The sequence below is a fragment of the Noviherbaspirillum pedocola genome, assembly GCF_016632335.1.
In the GTDB taxonomy this organism is placed as follows: Bacteria; Pseudomonadota; Gammaproteobacteria; order Burkholderiales; family Burkholderiaceae_D; genus Noviherbaspirillum_A; species Noviherbaspirillum_A pedocola.
On sequence record NZ_JAEPBG010000002.1, the window covers coordinates 43,510 to 59,001 of the forward strand.

The 15,492-nt window shown below is 64.8% G+C and carries 10 protein-coding genes; 5 read left to right on the forward strand and 5 right to left on the reverse strand.

The window, feature by feature from the left end:
* Positions 1-219: 219 nt before the first annotated feature.
* Positions 220-2,436 carry a hybrid sensor histidine kinase/response regulator gene (locus JJB74_RS05345; RefSeq protein WP_200590814.1) on the forward strand — a complete coding sequence of 739 codons (2,217 nt, stop codon included), beginning with the start codon at positions 220-222 and terminating at the stop codon, positions 2,434-2,436.
* 56 nt (positions 2,437-2,492) lie between these two features.
* Entirely contained in the window at positions 2,493-2,693 is a 201-nt protein-coding gene (locus tag JJB74_RS05350) for a DUF1289 domain-containing protein (protein ID WP_200590815.1), read from the forward strand.
* Here the strand turns inward: JJB74_RS05350 and JJB74_RS05355 are convergent.
* Positions 2,620-3,828 carry an ATP-binding response regulator gene (locus tag JJB74_RS05355; protein ID WP_200590816.1) on the reverse strand — a complete coding sequence of 403 codons (1,209 nt, stop codon included), beginning with the start codon at positions 3,826-3,828 and terminating at the stop codon, positions 2,620-2,622. The genes JJB74_RS05350 and JJB74_RS05355 overlap by 74 nt on opposite strands.
* On the opposite strand from JJB74_RS05355, the gene JJB74_RS05360 reads away from it, so the two are divergent.
* From JJB74_RS05360 to JJB74_RS05370, 3 genes are all read left to right on the forward strand, one after another.
* Positions 3,822-3,980: a hypothetical protein gene (locus JJB74_RS05360; RefSeq protein WP_200590817.1), complete on the forward strand. Its 159-nt coding sequence runs from the start codon at positions 3,822-3,824 to the stop codon at positions 3,978-3,980. The genes JJB74_RS05355 and JJB74_RS05360 overlap by 7 nt on opposite strands.
* A 255-nt stretch (positions 3,981-4,235) precedes the next feature.
* Positions 4,236-5,693, forward strand: a complete 1,458-nt coding sequence (locus JJB74_RS05365; RefSeq protein WP_200591354.1) for a Ppx/GppA phosphatase family protein — start codon at positions 4,236-4,238, stop codon at positions 5,691-5,693.
* A 19-nt stretch (positions 5,694-5,712) separates the two neighbouring features.
* On the forward strand, positions 5,713-6,945 hold the full coding sequence (locus JJB74_RS05370; protein ID WP_234483997.1) for a DUF445 domain-containing protein: 1,233 nt from the start codon (positions 5,713-5,715) through the stop codon (positions 6,943-6,945).
* 131 nt (positions 6,946-7,076) lie between these two features.
* Here the strand turns inward: JJB74_RS05370 and JJB74_RS05375 are convergent, their stop codons facing one another.
* From JJB74_RS05375 to ppk1, 4 genes are all read right to left on the reverse strand, one after another.
* Positions 7,077-9,560, reverse strand: a complete 2,484-nt coding sequence (locus tag JJB74_RS05375) for a GGDEF domain-containing response regulator (RefSeq protein WP_200590818.1) — start codon at positions 9,558-9,560, stop codon at positions 7,077-7,079.
* A gap of 21 nt (positions 9,561-9,581) precedes the next feature.
* Positions 9,582-12,494: a PAS domain S-box protein gene (locus JJB74_RS05380; protein ID WP_200590819.1), complete on the reverse strand. Its 2,913-nt coding sequence runs from the start codon at positions 12,492-12,494 to the stop codon at positions 9,582-9,584.
* 227 nt (positions 12,495-12,721) lie between these two features.
* The gene (locus JJB74_RS05385) at positions 12,722-13,180 is read right to left on the reverse strand and encodes a SixA phosphatase family protein (protein ID WP_200590820.1); all 459 of its coding nucleotides are present in this window, start codon (positions 13,178-13,180) and stop codon (positions 12,722-12,724) included.
* A 31-nt stretch (positions 13,181-13,211) separates the two neighbouring features.
* Positions 13,212-15,314 (reverse strand): polyphosphate kinase 1, encoded by a 2,103-nt coding sequence (ppk1, locus tag JJB74_RS05390; RefSeq protein ID WP_200590821.1) that lies wholly within the window; start codon positions 15,312-15,314, stop codon positions 13,212-13,214.
* Positions 15,315-15,492 lie beyond the last annotated feature (178 nt).

The window sequence follows — 15,492 nt, forward strand, 5'->3', positions numbered from 1 at the left end:
CACACTGTTATGATTGGGCCTGTTGCGCGGCGACAGCATTGCCGGCAACGCGCTTTGCGGCGTCGCGGCCCGGACCCGGGCGCACCAGTGCGGCATCCTGAAGTACCGTCCGCCGGGCACGACCCGGCGTTTCCACACCCGCAATACGGCTCCGGAGAGGGCGATGAACCAGCCTGAAGCAGCTGCGGCTGCCGCACCACAATACCGGCCGGAGCGCAGATGAAAGCCCGCGCCTACCTGGCATTGATGGCGCTGGCGGTGCTGGTACCGATCGTCTTGTTTTCCACGATAGGCCTGGACATGCTGCTGCGCGCCGAACGTGCGGCGGCGCTGCGCGGTCTGCAGGAAAGCTCGCGCGCCGTGGCGCTGGCGGTGGATCGCGAGCTTGCGGTTGCCGAATCGCGCGCCCGTACGCTGGCGACATCGACCAGCCTCATCAATGGCAATCTCCCCGAATTCGATCAACGCACGCGCTTGGCCAATGAAGGCGGCGCTTCCTGGACCGTGCTCTTCAACCGCGACGGCCAGCAGCTCGTCAACACCCACGTGCCTTTAGGTACGCCGCTGCCGAAGCGCGACCATCCCGAAATCGGCGTGAAGCTGCTGCAGGAACAGCGCATGCAGGCCACCGACCTGAAGCGCGGCCCGCTGGCCAACGACTATGTGGTCGCCATCGAAGTGCCGGTATTCATCGATGGCCAGCCGCGCTACGTGATCGATCAGGCCTTTCTTGCCGGCGAATTCGACCGGGTATTGGCCGATGCGAAGTTGCCGCAGGGCTGGATCATCGGCATGTTCGACCGCAACGGCATATCGATTGCGCGCGTGCCGGGCGGCCGCGGAATGGCCGGCAAACCGGTCCGGCAGGAACTCTATGACGCTGCCCGAGCCAACGGCGAAGGCATCGTCCGGCACCTGACCCGCGACGGCGTCGACGTCTACGATGCCTATACTCATTCCGCGCTATCCGGCTGGACCATTGCCGTCGGCGTGCCGGTGCGCATCATCGAAGCGGCCGCGCGGCGTGCAGTGAAGATGGCGGCAATCGGACTGGTGGCCGCGGTGCTGTGCGCGGTGATCGTGGCGGTGGCGTTTTCCCGGCGTCTGGTGCGCTCCATCGAACGCGCGGTGTCGTCGGCGGCCATGCTCGGCCGGCGCGAGATGCCGCGGCATTACAGCTCGGGAGTGCTCGAATTCGACCGGCTGCATGCGGCCTTGACCGAAGCCGGTGGCCTGCTGCACGCGGAAACCGAGTCGCGCGCGCGGGCCGAGTCCGAACGTACGCTGCTTCTGGCCAGCGAACGCGCCGCGCGCCGCGAAGCGGAAACGCAAAACCGCGCCAAGGACCAGTTCCTGGCGATGCTCGGCCATGAACTGCGCAATCCGCTGTCGGCCATCAGCAGCGCCATTGGCCTCCTGGACCATCCGCAGGCATCCAAGGAGGCGGGCGAACGCGCCAGGGCGGTGATCCGGCGCCAGAGCATGCACCTGGCGCACATCGTCGACGATCTGCTCGATTTGTCGCGGCTGATGAATGGCAAGGTCGTGCTCGAGCGCAAGCCCTTGGACCTGGCCGAGGCCCTCAACGATTACCTGCAGGGATTGCAGGCCACCGGCCGCGCAAGCGGGCATCAACTGCAGGTGCGATCGATGCCGGCGCCGATTCTTGCCGACCCGACGCGCATCGAGCAGATCCTGGCGAACCTGGTCGGCAACGCGCTGAAATACACGCCGCCGGGCGGATGCGTCGATATCGCCATCAGCGTCGACGGCGCCCATGCGCTGCTGACGGTGCGCGACACCGGCGTGGGCATCGCGCCCGATCTGCTGGATCGGGTCTTCGATGTGTTCGTGCAGGGCGCCGATTCCCTCGACCGCTCGCAGGGCGGGCTAGGCATCGGCCTGGCGCTGGTGCGCCAGCTGGTGCGGCTGCATGGCGGCGAAGTCAGCGCCGACAGCGCGGGCATCGGATGCGGCAGCGTGTTCGTCGTGCGTCTTCCGCTGGCGCGGGAACGCCAAGCCACTTTCGGCCCGGCCCAGCGCGCAGGCGGCGGCGCCAGCGTGCTCGTCGTCGAGGACAATCCCGACGGCCTCGACATGCTCTCGGCGATGCTGTCGGCGATGGAATTCCGGGTGTACGAGGCGGCCAATGGCGATGAAGGCGTGCGGCTTGCGCGGGAACATCAGCCGGACGCCGCCTTGGTCGACATCGGCTTGCCCGGCCTGGACGGTTATGGCGTGGCGCGCAGTCTGCGCGCCGACCCGAGAACCCGCGGCATGCGCCTGATTGCGCTCTCCGGCTACTGCCAGCCCGAGGACAGGCAGCGTGCCCTGGACGCCGGCTTCGACGAGCATCTGTCCAAGCCGGTATCGGGAGCGGTGCTGGCGGCGGCGCTCGGCGCGGCGCAGGAAGTGACAACGCGCCGGGTACAATAGGCAGCTTTTTTCGACCCCATCCGCCCGCTCGCAGCGCTCTTTCGACTCTTCAACTGATGTCTTCCGACAAGAAACTTCCTCCGAATCGGCCGGACACGCCCTGCGTGGCGGTGTGCTCGACCACGTTCGACGACGTCTGCCGCGGCTGCGGCCGCACCGTGGCCGAAGTCGCCAACTGGGTATTCATGAGCCAAACGGAAAAGGATGCGGTGTGGGAGCGCATCCTGAGTCAGGGTTATCCGCGCCGCAATTCCTGAAATTCGGCACTTCACGCTCCGTCGTTTCCAGCGGAATGGCAATGAACAGCGCAGTCCCGGCGCCAGGCGCGCTGTGAACCTCCAGCGTGCCGTTCAGCGTATGCAGACGCTCGCGTATGCCGGGCAGGCCGAAGCTGCGGTTTTTGTCCACGGCCTGCGGCGCGATGCCGACGCCATTGTCGATGATCTGCATCATGAGCTGCTCGGGGTGGCGGCCCAGAAGGATGCGCACCCTGTTGGCCCGCGCATGGCGCAGCACATTGGTCAGCGATTCCTGCAGGATGCGGAACAGGGCGAGCGCACGACATTCGTCCAGGCCGGCGTCGAAGTCGACATCCGCGCCCCCCGTGCCGGAGGGCTTGCCGATTTCAATGCTGCACTCGATGCCGCTGCGGCGGCGAAATTCACTGACCTGCCATTCGATGGCAGCCAACAGACCCAGATCCAGCACCGGCGGACGCAGGTCGTTGATGATGTTGCGCACGCTGCGCATTGTCGCGTCGATCTGCGTCAGCGCCAGCTGCGCCCTGCGGTTCAGGTTGGCATGGCTGCCGGCGGTGCGGGCTTCCAGCAGCGCGGCATCGATGCGCAGCGCCAGCAGATTCTGACCGAGCTCATCATGCACCTCGCGGGCGATGCGCTTGCGCTCCTCTTCCTTTACCCGCTCCTGGTGCAAGGCCAGTTGCCGCAGCATCTGGCGCGACTCCTGCAATTCCCGGGTCTGGCGCAACAGGCGGCGTTGCATGTGATGCAGGTTCACGAACACTCGCACCTTCGCGCGCAGCACTTCGGGAATGATCGGCGAGGCGATATAGTCTGCCGCGCCCGCGGTATAGCCAAGCGAACGATCGGCCTCGGACGCGGCCTCAGCGGTGAGAAAGATGACCGGCGTGTGCGCCGAGCGTGGTCGGGAGTGGATCAGTTCCGCGGTTTCCAGGCCGCTCATGCCCGGCATGCGCACATCCAGCAGGATGACCGCGAAATCTTGCTTGAGCAGCAGGCGTAGGGCATCGCGTCCGGAAGCTGCCGCGGTGGCACGCAGATGCATCGATTCGATCAGGGCGCAGATGGCGCGGCGCTTGATGTCGCTGTCGTCCACCACCAGCACCGATGCCGGATCGTCGTCAAATGGCATTCCGCGATCTGGTGCTGGCCGGTCGAAAGGATGTTCGCGTTGCATGGTCGGTCATTGCGGTTGCGGATCAGGACATCCGCAGCGAGGCGGCCGTTGTGTCACCCACGGGCGGCGCAGGCGTCGGTTCCGGTTTCAATGCGTTTTCCTCTTGAGTGGAGCTTGGAGCTGGGAGCGCGGTGCTGAAACGCGCGGCTTGCCTTGTTAGTTGTGCTGGAGAAAATTTATGGCCGCTCCCGAAGAGTAGGCGAGGCGGGCGCCCCAAGTCAATCGGAATGCAGCGCCCGGTGTCTGCCGCGGCTTTGCGCAGAAGCGATCGTTCTGGAAATTGCAGCGGCGGCAGCACGCGGCGATCCGCTATCATGGCGCAACCGCAGGCGCTTGCCGTGTTTTCAAGAGAACTTTCCATGATGTTTGCAGCCGTTGACCTCGGATCAAACAGTTTCCGCCTGCACATAGGCCATCACGACGGCGACACCATCAGGGTGGTGAAGAGCGCGCGCGATCCGATACGCCTTGGCGCCGGCCTGGATGCCCAGATGCGCCTGACGCCGCAAGCCATGCGCGTGGCGGTCGAGTCGCTGGCGCGCTTTCGCGAACTGCTGGCAGGCTACGACCTCGACGCGGTGCGCGTGGTCGCCACCAACACGCTGCGCATCGCGCAAAATGCCGCCGAATTTCTGCCGCAAGCCGAAGAAGCGATCGGCTATCCGGTGGAAATCATTTCCGGCGAAGAGGAAGGACGGCTGATCTATTTCGGCGTGGCCTGCACCATGGGCACACCCGACCAGCGCCGGCTGGTGCTCGACATTGGCGGCGGCTCGACCGAGATGGTGGTGGGGCAGGGGCAGGACATACGCCTGGTCGAATCCTTCAGCACCGGATCCGTCGCCCACAGCAATGCCTTTTTCGCCGACGGCCGCATCGACGCCGCCATCTTCGACGCCGCCATCGTCTCGGCGCGTGGCTATTTCGAGGATGCCGCGCCGATGTACCGCAACCAGACCTGGGACGCGGCCTACGGCACCTCGGGCACGATACGCGCGATCGCCGATGCGATGGCGAAGAACGGCATCGGCGACGGCAGCATCCGGCTCGATAACCTGGAAGCGCTGAAAAAGCGCCTGATCCGCTTCGGCCATGCCGGCAAGATCCAGCTCGCAGGCTTGAAGCCCGAGCGCGCCGCCGTCATCGCTGGCGGCGTAGCGGTGCTGATCGGCGTGATGCAGGAGGCGGGCATTGCGCAGCTGGCGCCGGTTGAAGCCGGGTTGCGGCTGGGCGTGCTGTGGGATCTGCATCTGCGCGCGATCCGGCGCGACCGCCGCGATGTCTCAGTGCGCAATTTCATGCAGCGCATGGGCGTCGATACGCCGCGCGGACAAGGCACCGCCGATATCGCAAGCAGTCTGTTTGCACGCATGAAGCCAGGCAGCGATGCGCTGGCGCGGCTGCTGTACTGGAGCGGCCTGTTGCACGAAGTCGGCCAGGCGGTGTCGCACAGCGGTTACCACAAGCATGGCGCCTACATGGTCGAGAATGCCGACCTGTCCGGCTTCACCCGGCGCGAACAGCGCATCGTCAGCCAGCTGGTGCTGGCGCAGAAAGGCAATCTGCGCAAGCTCGAGCGCGGCATCGCCGATGCCGACTTCATGCGCGCCACGCTCGCGCTGCGGCTGGCGGTGATTTTCATGCACGGTCGCTCGGTGGGTCCCTTGCATCAGGTCGGCCTGCGCATGAAGAACCGCATCGAGCTCGATCTGCCGCGCGCGTGGCTGGCGGAACATCCGACGCTGTCGTTCTGGCTGGCGCGGGAGCGCGAATACTGGAAAGAGATCGGCAACGAATTGCAGGTTCGTTACAGCGATTGAAAAAGAGGAGGCGAGCACGATGGGGGAAGACAGGCAGCAGTCCCAACTGATCCGGATGCGGCGCCTGGCCACTGGCCTCTTGCTGTTCATGGCTGCTCTGTTCCTGATCGGCCGGTTGCTGCAGCCGCGCTATCCCTGGCTCTCTTTCGTTACCGCCTTCGCCGAAGCAGCGATGGTCGGCGCGCTGGCCGACTGGTTCGCCGTCACCGCGCTGTTCCGCCATCCGCTCGGCTTGCCGATACCGCATACCGCGATCATCCCGAGCAACAAGGATCGCATCGGCGTCTCCGTGGCGGAATTCCTGGAACACAACTTCATGACGCGCGAAGTGCTGGTCGAGGAGCTGAAGCACATCGACTTCGCCGGCTCGGCGGCGCGCTGGCTGGCACAGCCGGACAATAGCCGCGCGGTGGCGCTGCAGCTGACCGGCGGCCTGCCGACCGTCATCCGCATGGCCGAGGACGAGGACATCGCCAACTTCCTGCAGACCACGCTTGCCTCGGGCCTGAAGAATCTGCGCTTCGCGCCCTTGCTGGCCGAGGTGCTGGCGCTGCTGATCGAGGACAGGCGCCATCAATTGCTGTTCGATCACCTGATCGGCATGGCGGCCAAGGCGCTGGACCAGAACAAGGGCTACATCCGGGAGAAAATCCATGAGAAGAGCCCGAAGTGGCTGCCGCGCATCATCGATGAAAAGATTTACGAGAAGCTGGTTGGCGAAACCCAGAACATCCTCGATGAAATGCGCGAGGAGGGCAGCGAATGGCGCGAGCGTTTCCAGCAGAGCGCGGAGGACTTCATCGTGCGGCTGCGCACCGCGCCGGAATACGAGGAACGCATCGCCGGCGTGATCGACCGCTCGCTGAACCATCCGCTGTTTCGCGACTATGTGCAGACCGTGTGGCGCGACGTGCGCAACCGCGTGCTCGCCGATGTCGAAAGCCCCCAGTCGCGCATTGCCGCGCAAGCCGAGCGCGCGCTGGCCGGGCTCGGCGCGCAACTGGCCGCGGACGACACGGTGCAGGCCAAGCTCAATGCCTGGATCCGCGACTTCGCCGCCGACGCCATCGCCAGCCGGCGCCAGGTGATCGCCGGCTTAGTCGAGCGGGTAATCCGCAAATGGGATGCCGAAACGGTATCGCGCAAGTTCGAGCTGTATGTCGGCAAGGACCTGCAGTACATCCGCATCAATGGCACCGTGGTCGGCGGACTGGTGGGACTGGTGCTGCATGTGGTGACGCTAGTGATCTGAATGGCGATTCGCGAAATAAGCAGATACGGCGGTTGGGCTGACAAAGGAAGCCCTGAGACGCGGCCGATGCCTGATCGACCTTTCCGTTGGGCTTATCAGCCCAACCTACCAAGCCGCGAAGCGAAGCGGCATCAATTACCAGCGCTGCGTGCCTTCATCCACGCCAGCATCTGCGCCTGGGGCAGCGGCTTCGAATACAAATAGCCCTGCCCGATGTCGCACCCCTCCGCCTTCAGAAACGCTTCCTGCGCCAAGCTCTCCACGCCTTCGGCCACCACCTGCACCTGCAACTGATGTGCCATCGCGATGGCGGCGCGCACCAGCGCAGCATCGTCCTCGCTCTCGGCCACGTGCTGTATCAGCGAGATATCGATTTTCATCTTCGACGGATGGAATCGGCGGATATAGCTGAGCGAGGAGTAGCCCGAGCCGAAGTCGTCGATGGCGATCGCAATGCCCATCTCGCGCAGTCGTGCCAGCACGTCGAGATTCGCTTCGCTATGTTCCAGCAGCAGCTGTTCGGTGATTTCCAGGCACAGGCGCTTCGGCGGCAGGCCGCTCTCGGACAGCGCATTGCGTACCACCGCCAGCAAATCGCCATGGCTGAACTGACGCGGCGACACGTTCACCGCTACCACCAAGTCTGTTCCGGCATCCCAGCCTGCGGCCTGACGGCAGGCTTCATGCAGCATCCAGTCGCCGATCGACACCGACAGACCGGTTTCTTCAGCAAGCGCAATGAATTCATTCGGATGCAGCAGGCCCATCTGCGGATGGCGCCAGCGGATCAGCGCTTCGACCGACTCCGGCTTGCCATCGGCCAGCCTGATTTGCGGCTGGTAGCAGATCTCGAATTCGTCGCGGCGCAGCGCCAGACGCAGGCCGGCGCCCAGCTTCATGCGCTGCTCGACGCGTGCCGTCAACTCGGGTTGATAAAAACGTAGCGTGTTGCGGCCCTCAGCCTTCGCATGGTAAAGCGCGCTGTCGGCATAGCGCAGCAGGGTGCGCGCATCCTGAGCGTCATCCGGGAACAGCGATACGCCGACGCTGATGCCGATGCTGATCTCCTGGCCCGACAGCATCAACGGCTTCGCGCATTCGACCTGCACCTTGTCGGTGACGACCAGCACATCTTCCGGACCGCGTATCTCAGGTAGCAGCATCACAAATTCATCGCCACCGAGGCGCGCCACCGAGTCGGTCTCGCGCAGCGCCGTGCGCAGCTTGGCGGCGATGAGCTTGAGCAATTCATCGCCGGCTTCATGCCCGAGACTGTCATTGACGCTCTTGAAGTGATCGAGATCGATGAACACCACGGCGAAGCGCTGGCCGCGGCGCCGCGCTACGGCGATCTGGCGCTCGATTTCGTCATTGAGCCAGGTGCGATTGGCCAGTCCCGTCAGCGGATCGAAATGCGCCAGCCGGGCCAGCCGCCATTCCGCGTTCTTGCGCTCGGTCAGGTCATGCGCCTGCCACAGCCAGCACAGCGGTTCCTGTTCCTTGCGCAGCAGCGACACGCTCACCAGCGCCCAGAGCGCGCTGCCATCGCGTCTTCGGTAGCGCTTCTCGAATTGCGCCGAGATAGTGTGGCCGGACAGCACTTCGTTGAGCAACCGGTTCTCCCCGGCCAGCTCGGACGGCATCGAATACGCATCTTGGTTCGAGGCGAGCAGCTCGCCTTCGGTCGTTCCCAGCATTGCACAGATCGCGGCATTGACCTGCAGGAAGCGCTTGTCCAGCCCGACCAGCGCCATGCCCACCGGCGCGAAGTCGAAGGCATTGCGAAAGCGCTCCTCGCTCTGGCGCAGTCTTTCCTCGAAGGCCAACCGTTCGCTCACATCGCGAAACACCATCACTGCGCCCAGCATATGGCCATTGTCGTCGCGGATAGGCGCGGCCGAATCGTCGATGCGCACCTCGGCGCCGGCATGGTTGAGCAGCGCGCTGCCAAAATCGATGCCGACGGCCGCGCCTTCGCGCAGCGCCCGGTGCGCCGGGCATTCGAGAGGCGCGCCGCTGCGGCCATCTTTCAACTGCAGCAGCTCGGCCACATCGCGGCCGAGCGCGCTAGTCGATGTGCAGCCGACCAGGGCTTCCGCCGCCGGGTTCATGAAGCGCACTGCGCCGGCTTCATTGGTCGCGACCACGCCGTCGCCAACGCAGCGCAGCGTCGCGGCGAACCATTGCTCGGATTCGCGCAACTGCCGCTCCAGCGCGGCTTTGTACAAGGCGACTTCGATCGCGGCGCGCAGCTCGCGTGGTTGAAACGGCTTGGTCAGGTAGCCGTAGGAGGCGGTGCGTGCGGCTCTGGCCACGGTGTTGTCGTCGCTGTAGGCGGTGAGAAAGACCACCGGGATATGCAGCGCGCGGCTGATGTGGCCTGCAGCTTCGATGCCGTCGACCTTCCCCTTGATGACGATATCCATCAGGATCAGGTTCGGGCGCCGGCTGTTGGCGAACGCGATCGCATCCTCGCCGTTGTCGGCTACGCCGCAGACATCGTAGTGCATGTCCTGCAGCTGGCCTTGCAGATCGAGCGCGACCACGGCTTCGTCTTCCACCACCAGGATGCGGGCCGGGGGCCGATTGTTTGCCATGCTGACTTCGGTGTTCATGATCTCGGCTGCTCCGTGGGTTCATGCGGCCAGCCGCGACGCGGCATCCTGGCGCTTTTCGCCGACCAGGCGAAATTGCAGGCGCGCCACCGTGCCGTCGCGGCTTTCCAGGCTGAAGCTGCCGTCGAGCTGCGACGCCAGCGCCTGCACCAGTTTCAGGCCGAGCGTGCGGCTGGTCGCGATGTTCATGCCTGGCGGCAGGCCGACGCCATCGTCCGTCACGGTGAGCGACAGCGCATGGTCCGCGCCGCATGCGAGATGCACCGCGATATGTCCGCGCCGGCCTTCGGGAAAACCGTGGCGCAGGCTGTTGGCCAGCAGCTCGTTGAGCACCAGCCCCAACGGCACCGCGACCTGCAGTCCGACTTCCACCGGCTGCGCGCTGGCTTCGAGCGCGATGCCGCGCTCGGCTGCGCCTGCGGCATTGCCGAGCTGATGGCACAAATCGCCGATATAGTCGTCCAGCGCGATCGAAGACAGGTTCTTCGACTGGTACAGCTTTTCATGCACCAGCGCCATCGCGCGCACCCGGTCGGCGCTTTCCTGCAGCGCCAGGCGCGCTTCTCCATCCGGCAGCGTGCGCAGCTGCAGGCTGAACAGGCTGCTGATGACTTGCAGATTGTTCTTCACCCGGTGATAGAGCTCACGCAGCAGCGTGTCCTTTTCCTGCAGCGCGGCCGATAGCGCGGCTTCACGCTGGCGCGTCTCGGTGATGTCCCAATTGATGCCGGTCATGGTCAGCGGCCGGCCCGCATCGTCGCGCGTGGGCATGGCATCGGCGCGCAGGATGCGCTGCCGGCCGTCGGGCCAGCGGATCGTGAATTCGGTTGAAACCGCGACGAGGCCGGTTCGGGCTTCATCGAATTCGCGCGCAACGCGTTCCCGGTCCTGCGGCAGCACGCGGCTTTCCCAGACCGCATGCGGATCGTCGCCGTCACTTGCGCCATACAGCGCGAACATGCGCTCATCCCACCAGATAGCACCGCCTTGCAGATCCAGTTCCCACACCGCAATGCCGCCGGCCTGTGTGGCGAGGGCAAGGCGGCGATTCAGCGCGGTCAGCCGCTCGCGGGCGCGCCTGCTTTCGCTGATGTCCTCGATCTGCGCGATGAAGTACAAGGGCTTTCCGGCGTCGTCGCACAGCAGCGAGCGCGTCAGCAGCACATGAACCGATGCGCCGTCCTTGCGGATGTAGCGCTTTTCGAGCTGGGAAGCATGGGAGCTGCCTTCCATCATCTGGCGCGACAGCGCCAGGTCGTGCGCGAGGTCATCGGGATGGGTGATGTCGCGGATGTTCTTCTGCAGCAGTTCGTCGGCATCAAAGCCGAGCAGCTCGCACAACGCGCGGTTGACGATCAGGAAGCGTCCTTCGGGCGACACCACCGACATGCCGATCGGCGCGTATTCGAGCATGCTGCGAAAGCGGCTTTCGCTATCGCGCAAGGCGCTCTCGTTGCGCAGTCTCTCGCTGGCGTCACGGATGGTGACGATCACCAGGCGGCCCTGAGCCGCGCGCAGCGGACTGAGCATGATGTCGACCGGGAAGGCGCTGCCGTCGGCACGCTGCGCATGCAGCTGGCGGCCGCTGCCCATGCTGCGCCTGGTCGGCGCATCGAAGTAGCCAGCGCACAACTGGCAATGACGCTCGCGCGCTTCCCGAGGCACCAGTTCTTCCACCGCCATGCCGACGAGATCGGCGCGGCTGCGGCCGAACAGCATGCTGGCCTGTTCATTGGCGCGCAGGATGCGGCCGTCGGGAGCCACCAGCAGCAGGCCGTCCGGCGCTTCCTCGAAGATGGCACGCAGCAGCGCTTCGCTGGCTTCGAGCCGGCTTTGCACCTCGATCAATTCCGCCTTGCGACGCTCGGCAGAATCACGCTGCTCGGTGCGCTGCTGCAGCAGTTGCGCGGCCTTGCGCAGGGCGCCGGCAACATTTTCGGCTTCGTGCAAGGGCAGCGGCGGCAGGCTGAACGCTTCACCATAGCCGAGCGCCATCGCTGGCGCGGCCAACGCGCGGATCGAACGGGTGATGTGCTCGGCAACGACGCGCACCAGCATCAGGCAGCAGGCGAGCAGCAGCACACTGCCGAGCACGGTCCAGGCGATCGAGCGCCATAGCGCCGCGGTCAATGCCGTGCGCGGCGCGCCGATGGCCACCGTCCATGGCGAGCCGGGTCCGCGGCTGTAGGCAATCAATGCGGCGATGCCTTCCAGCGTCGAAGTCGCCAGGCTGCCTTCATCCAGATGGCGCATGCGGCGCAGCAGCTCTGGCGTGGCAAGGCCGCCGACGAAATTCTCGGCCTGCATGCTGCGCGCGAGGATGATGCCTTCACCATCGATGACTGCGGCCGGCCATCCGGCGGGCAGTTGCTGCTGCTTGAGAATGCTATCGATGCGCTGCGCCGGCAGCGTCATCGACAGCGCGTAGGCGACTGCTCCGCCAAGATGCACAGGAACGGTAACGGTGAATTGCATGCGGCGCGCCTGCGGCGGCTGCTGCAGGCTGGAGATGGTGACGGCGCCGGCGAACACGGCTTCCGGTTGCGCCGCCGGCATGGCATCGTCGGGCTTGCGGCCATACGGAAAGTCGGTGTCGATCAGGCGTTCGCCATGCGCATTGGCCAGGCTGATGCGCGCACCGGGCCAGGCGCGCAGCGCATCGCGGGTCTGGGCATCGAATTCGCGCATGTGGCCGGAAGCAAGCTGGGTCGACGTGGCGAGCGCCTGCAGCGAATTCTGTATGCCATACAGATCGTGGTTGACCGCCAGCATCAGCGCATGCGCGGTCTGCGTAGTGATTTGCTCGAAACGTTCGCGCTCGCGCTGATAGGAGCTGATGACCAGCAGCAGCGTGACTGCGCAGGCCGGCAGTACGCAGGCCAGCACCAGCAGGGCGAACCATTGCCTGAGCGTGCTGCAGCCTTTCCAGAGCATGACGTAAGCCTCGCGGAAACAAGCGCCGATGGCGCGGGCATCCGACATTCTATGGAGCGGTGCTCAAAGCGCAAGGAAAGCAGGGGATGGTTTGCGCCGGCGCTGCCTGTGCCTTGCCTGTTCCTTGCTGCAGGGCGAGTCTGCGATCCTGATCTATTGCGAAAGCCCAACGGCGTGGCTCCATGCCGATGCGCCGGCAGGCAAATGCCGTGATGCCGGCAGGCTTCTTACTTCCCGCAAAGCTCCGGTGACATGACTGCCTTGATGAAGGTTTCAGCGCCATCTTCCCGGTCGCGCCGGGCCAGCCACCATGCGCAAGCCTTGCGGATGCGCCAGTCGTCGGCGCTGCCGGCGAGCACCAGCGCCGCGACCTGCCCGAGCAGCGGCTGATGACCCACCACCAGCGCCGGCTCGCGCGCATGCGGCCAGTTGATCAGTTGCAGGATGCGTTCCGGACTGCTGTCGATGGCCAGATCCGCATGGACCTTGAACTTGCGGCCCAGCGCTTCGGCTGTTGCCACCGTGCGGCTTGCCGGGCTGCACCAGATCCTGCAACCGGATGGCAGGTTGCGGTCGAGCCAGGCGCCCATCTTGGCCGCCTGCTTGCGGCCTTTCGGCGTGAGCATGCGGTTCGCATCCGGCATGCCTGGCTCGGCTTCGGCATGACGCCACAGGATCAGTTCCATCGCGCTTTCCTTTCCGGCGCATGTGTCCGGTTCAAGTGTTGCCGCCCAGTTTCTGCATCAGATACTGCTGCGCGCAGAACGGCGCCTGGCCCTTGCGCGGCCGGCGCCGGCGATACGCGCCATCGGCGCCGAGCTCCCAGGCATTGTTGTTGTCGCGCAGATAGGGCTCCAGTCCTTCCTGCAGCACTCGGCGCTTGAGCTTGACATCCCGCACCGGGAAAGCCACCTCGATGCGGCGCAGCAGGTTGCGGTTCATCCAGTCGGCGCTGGAAAGATAGACGTTGTGCGCGCGGTCGTTGCGGAAATAGAAGATGCGGCTATGTTCGAGAAAGCGGCCGATGATGGAGCGCACGCGGATATTTTCGGAAAGTCCCGGCACGCCGGGCCGCAGCGTGCAGGCGCCGCGCACGATCAACTCGATCTTCACGCCGTCGTTCGACGCCGCATACAGCGCCTGGATCACCGCATCATCGACCAGCGCATTCATCTTCGCGATGATGTGACCGCGGCGGCCGCTGCGCGCGATCGCGGCCTCCCTGGCGATCGCACCGAGCAGTTGGCTCTGCAGATCGAAGGGCGCCAGCCACAGATGCTTCAGTTGCCGCGGCTTGGTCAGGCTGGTCAGGTGGATGAAGATTTCATTGACTTCGGCGGAGAGCTCCGCGTCGGCGGTCAGGAGGCCGAAATCGGTGTAGAGCTTGGTGGTGCTCGGATGGTAATTGCCTGTGCCCATGTGCGCATACAGCCGTAATCGGCCTTCCTCGCGCCGGATCACCAGCGCCAGCTTTGCATGAGTCTTCAGGCCGACCACGCCATACACCACTTGCGCGCCGGCGCGCTCCAGGCGTTCGGCCCAGTTGATGTTCGCTTCCTCGTCGAAGCGGGCCATGAGCTCGACGATGACAGTCACCTCCTTGCCGTGCTGGGCGGCAAGGATCAGCGATTCCATCAGTACCGAATTCATGCCGGTGCGGTATATCGTCTGCTTGATTGCCACCACATTCGGATCCATCGCGGCGCTGCGAATGAATTCCACCACCGGCAAAAAGGACTGGTAGGGATGGTGCAGCAGGAGGTCGCGCTGGCGCAGCACCGCATACAAGTCCACATGATGCAAGCCGGCCGGATAGCCCGGCGTGAACGGCGAGAAGCGCAGGGCCGGCTGATCGACGGCATCGACCAGCGCCATCAGGCGGTTCATGTTCACCGGACCATCGACCGCGTACAGCCTGGCTCTCGGTATCGAGAACTGGTCGAGCAGAAAATCGGCCAGCGCGCCTGGGCAATTCTTCGCGACCTCGAGCCGCACCGCGAAGCCGAAATGGCGTGTCTGCAATTCGGACTGCAGCGCCTGGCGCAGATCCTTCACATCTTCCTCATCGACCCACAGGTCGCTGTCGCGGGTAACGCGGAACTGCGAATAGGCCAGCACCTCGCGGTCGGTGAACAGGTCTTCGACGTGCGCATGGATTACCGAAGACAGCAGGCAGAAGGAAACGCCTCCCGTGTCAGACAGGTGGTCGGGCAAGCGGATCACGCGCGGCAATACCCGCGGCGCCTTGACGATGGCAATCGCATTGCCGCGGCCGAAGGCATCCTTGCCGGAAAGCTGCACGATGAAGTTCAGGCTCTTGTTGATGACCTGCGGGAAAGGGTGCGCCGGATCGAGCCCGATCGGCGTCAGCAGCGGCCGCACCTCGCGATCGAAATAGGCTTTCACCCAGGCGCGCTGCGCGTCGTTGCGGTCCTGGTTGCGCAGCAGGTGGATGCCGTTGCGCGAGAGCTCGGGCAGGATTTCCTGGTTCAGGATCGCGTATTGCCGTTCCACCAGATCATGGGACACCGCATAGGCCTCCTCGAACCTGGCACTGGAAGCCAGCGAATTTGCCGCACGCGCATCGATGCGGTCGCGGGCGAGCAGGCTGGCGATTCTGACTTCGAAGAATTCATCGAGATTGCTGCTGACGATGCACAGATAGCGCAGGCGTTCGAGCAGCGGCACCGCGCTGTCCTCGGCCTGCGCCAGCACGCGGCGGTTGAAGGCAAGCTGGGAAAGTTCGCGGTCGATGCGGTCTGTCGGCGCTGATCCGGTTTCGGCAAGTTCGCCCGCAGGGGTGTCTTCTCGATGGCTCATAAGCTGCTGTTCTTTTTCTCGTTCCGGTGTTTACAAGGACTTGCGGCAGGGTAGGCGACAAATATGACAGTCTCATGACGCATTTTCCCATCCTTGTCATATTTCGCACCGGCGGCGGCGCAAGTCATAAACCTGTCACATTGCTTCGATACAGTGCGCGCAGTTCTGAGTTCTTACC

What these genes read in the sequence shown, in the direction of transcription:
- JJB74_RS05360 (WP_200590817.1), top strand. Translation starts at nt 3,822, where the DNA reads ATGGCATTCCGCGATCTGGTGCTGGCCGGTCGAAAGGATGTTCGCGTT.
- JJB74_RS05350 (WP_200590815.1), top strand. Translation starts at nt 2,493, where the DNA reads ATGTCTTCCGACAAGAAACTTCCTCCGAATCGGCCGGACACGCCCTGC.
- JJB74_RS05375 (WP_200590818.1), bottom strand. Translation starts at nt 9,560, where the DNA reads ATGAACACCGAAGTCAGCATGGCAAACAATCGGCCCCCGGCCCGCATC.
- ppk1 (WP_200590821.1), bottom strand. Translation starts at nt 15,314, where the DNA reads ATGAGCCATCGAGAAGACACCCCTGCGGGCGAACTTGCCGAAACCGGA.
- JJB74_RS05385 (WP_200590820.1), bottom strand. Translation starts at nt 13,180, where the DNA reads ATGGAACTGATCCTGTGGCGTCATGCCGAAGCCGAGCCAGGCATGCCG.
- JJB74_RS05370 (WP_234483997.1), top strand. Translation starts at nt 5,713, where the DNA reads ATGGGGGAAGACAGGCAGCAGTCCCAACTGATCCGGATGCGGCGCCTG.
- JJB74_RS05355 (WP_200590816.1), bottom strand. Translation starts at nt 3,828, where the DNA reads ATGCCATTTGACGACGATCCGGCATCGGTGCTGGTGGTGGACGACAGC.
- JJB74_RS05345 (WP_200590814.1), top strand. Translation starts at nt 220, where the DNA reads ATGAAAGCCCGCGCCTACCTGGCATTGATGGCGCTGGCGGTGCTGGTA.
- JJB74_RS05380 (WP_200590819.1), bottom strand. Translation starts at nt 12,494, where the DNA reads ATGCTCTGGAAAGGCTGCAGCACGCTCAGGCAATGGTTCGCCCTGCTG.
- JJB74_RS05365 (WP_200591354.1), top strand. Translation starts at nt 4,236, where the DNA reads ATGTTTGCAGCCGTTGACCTCGGATCAAACAGTTTCCGCCTGCACATA.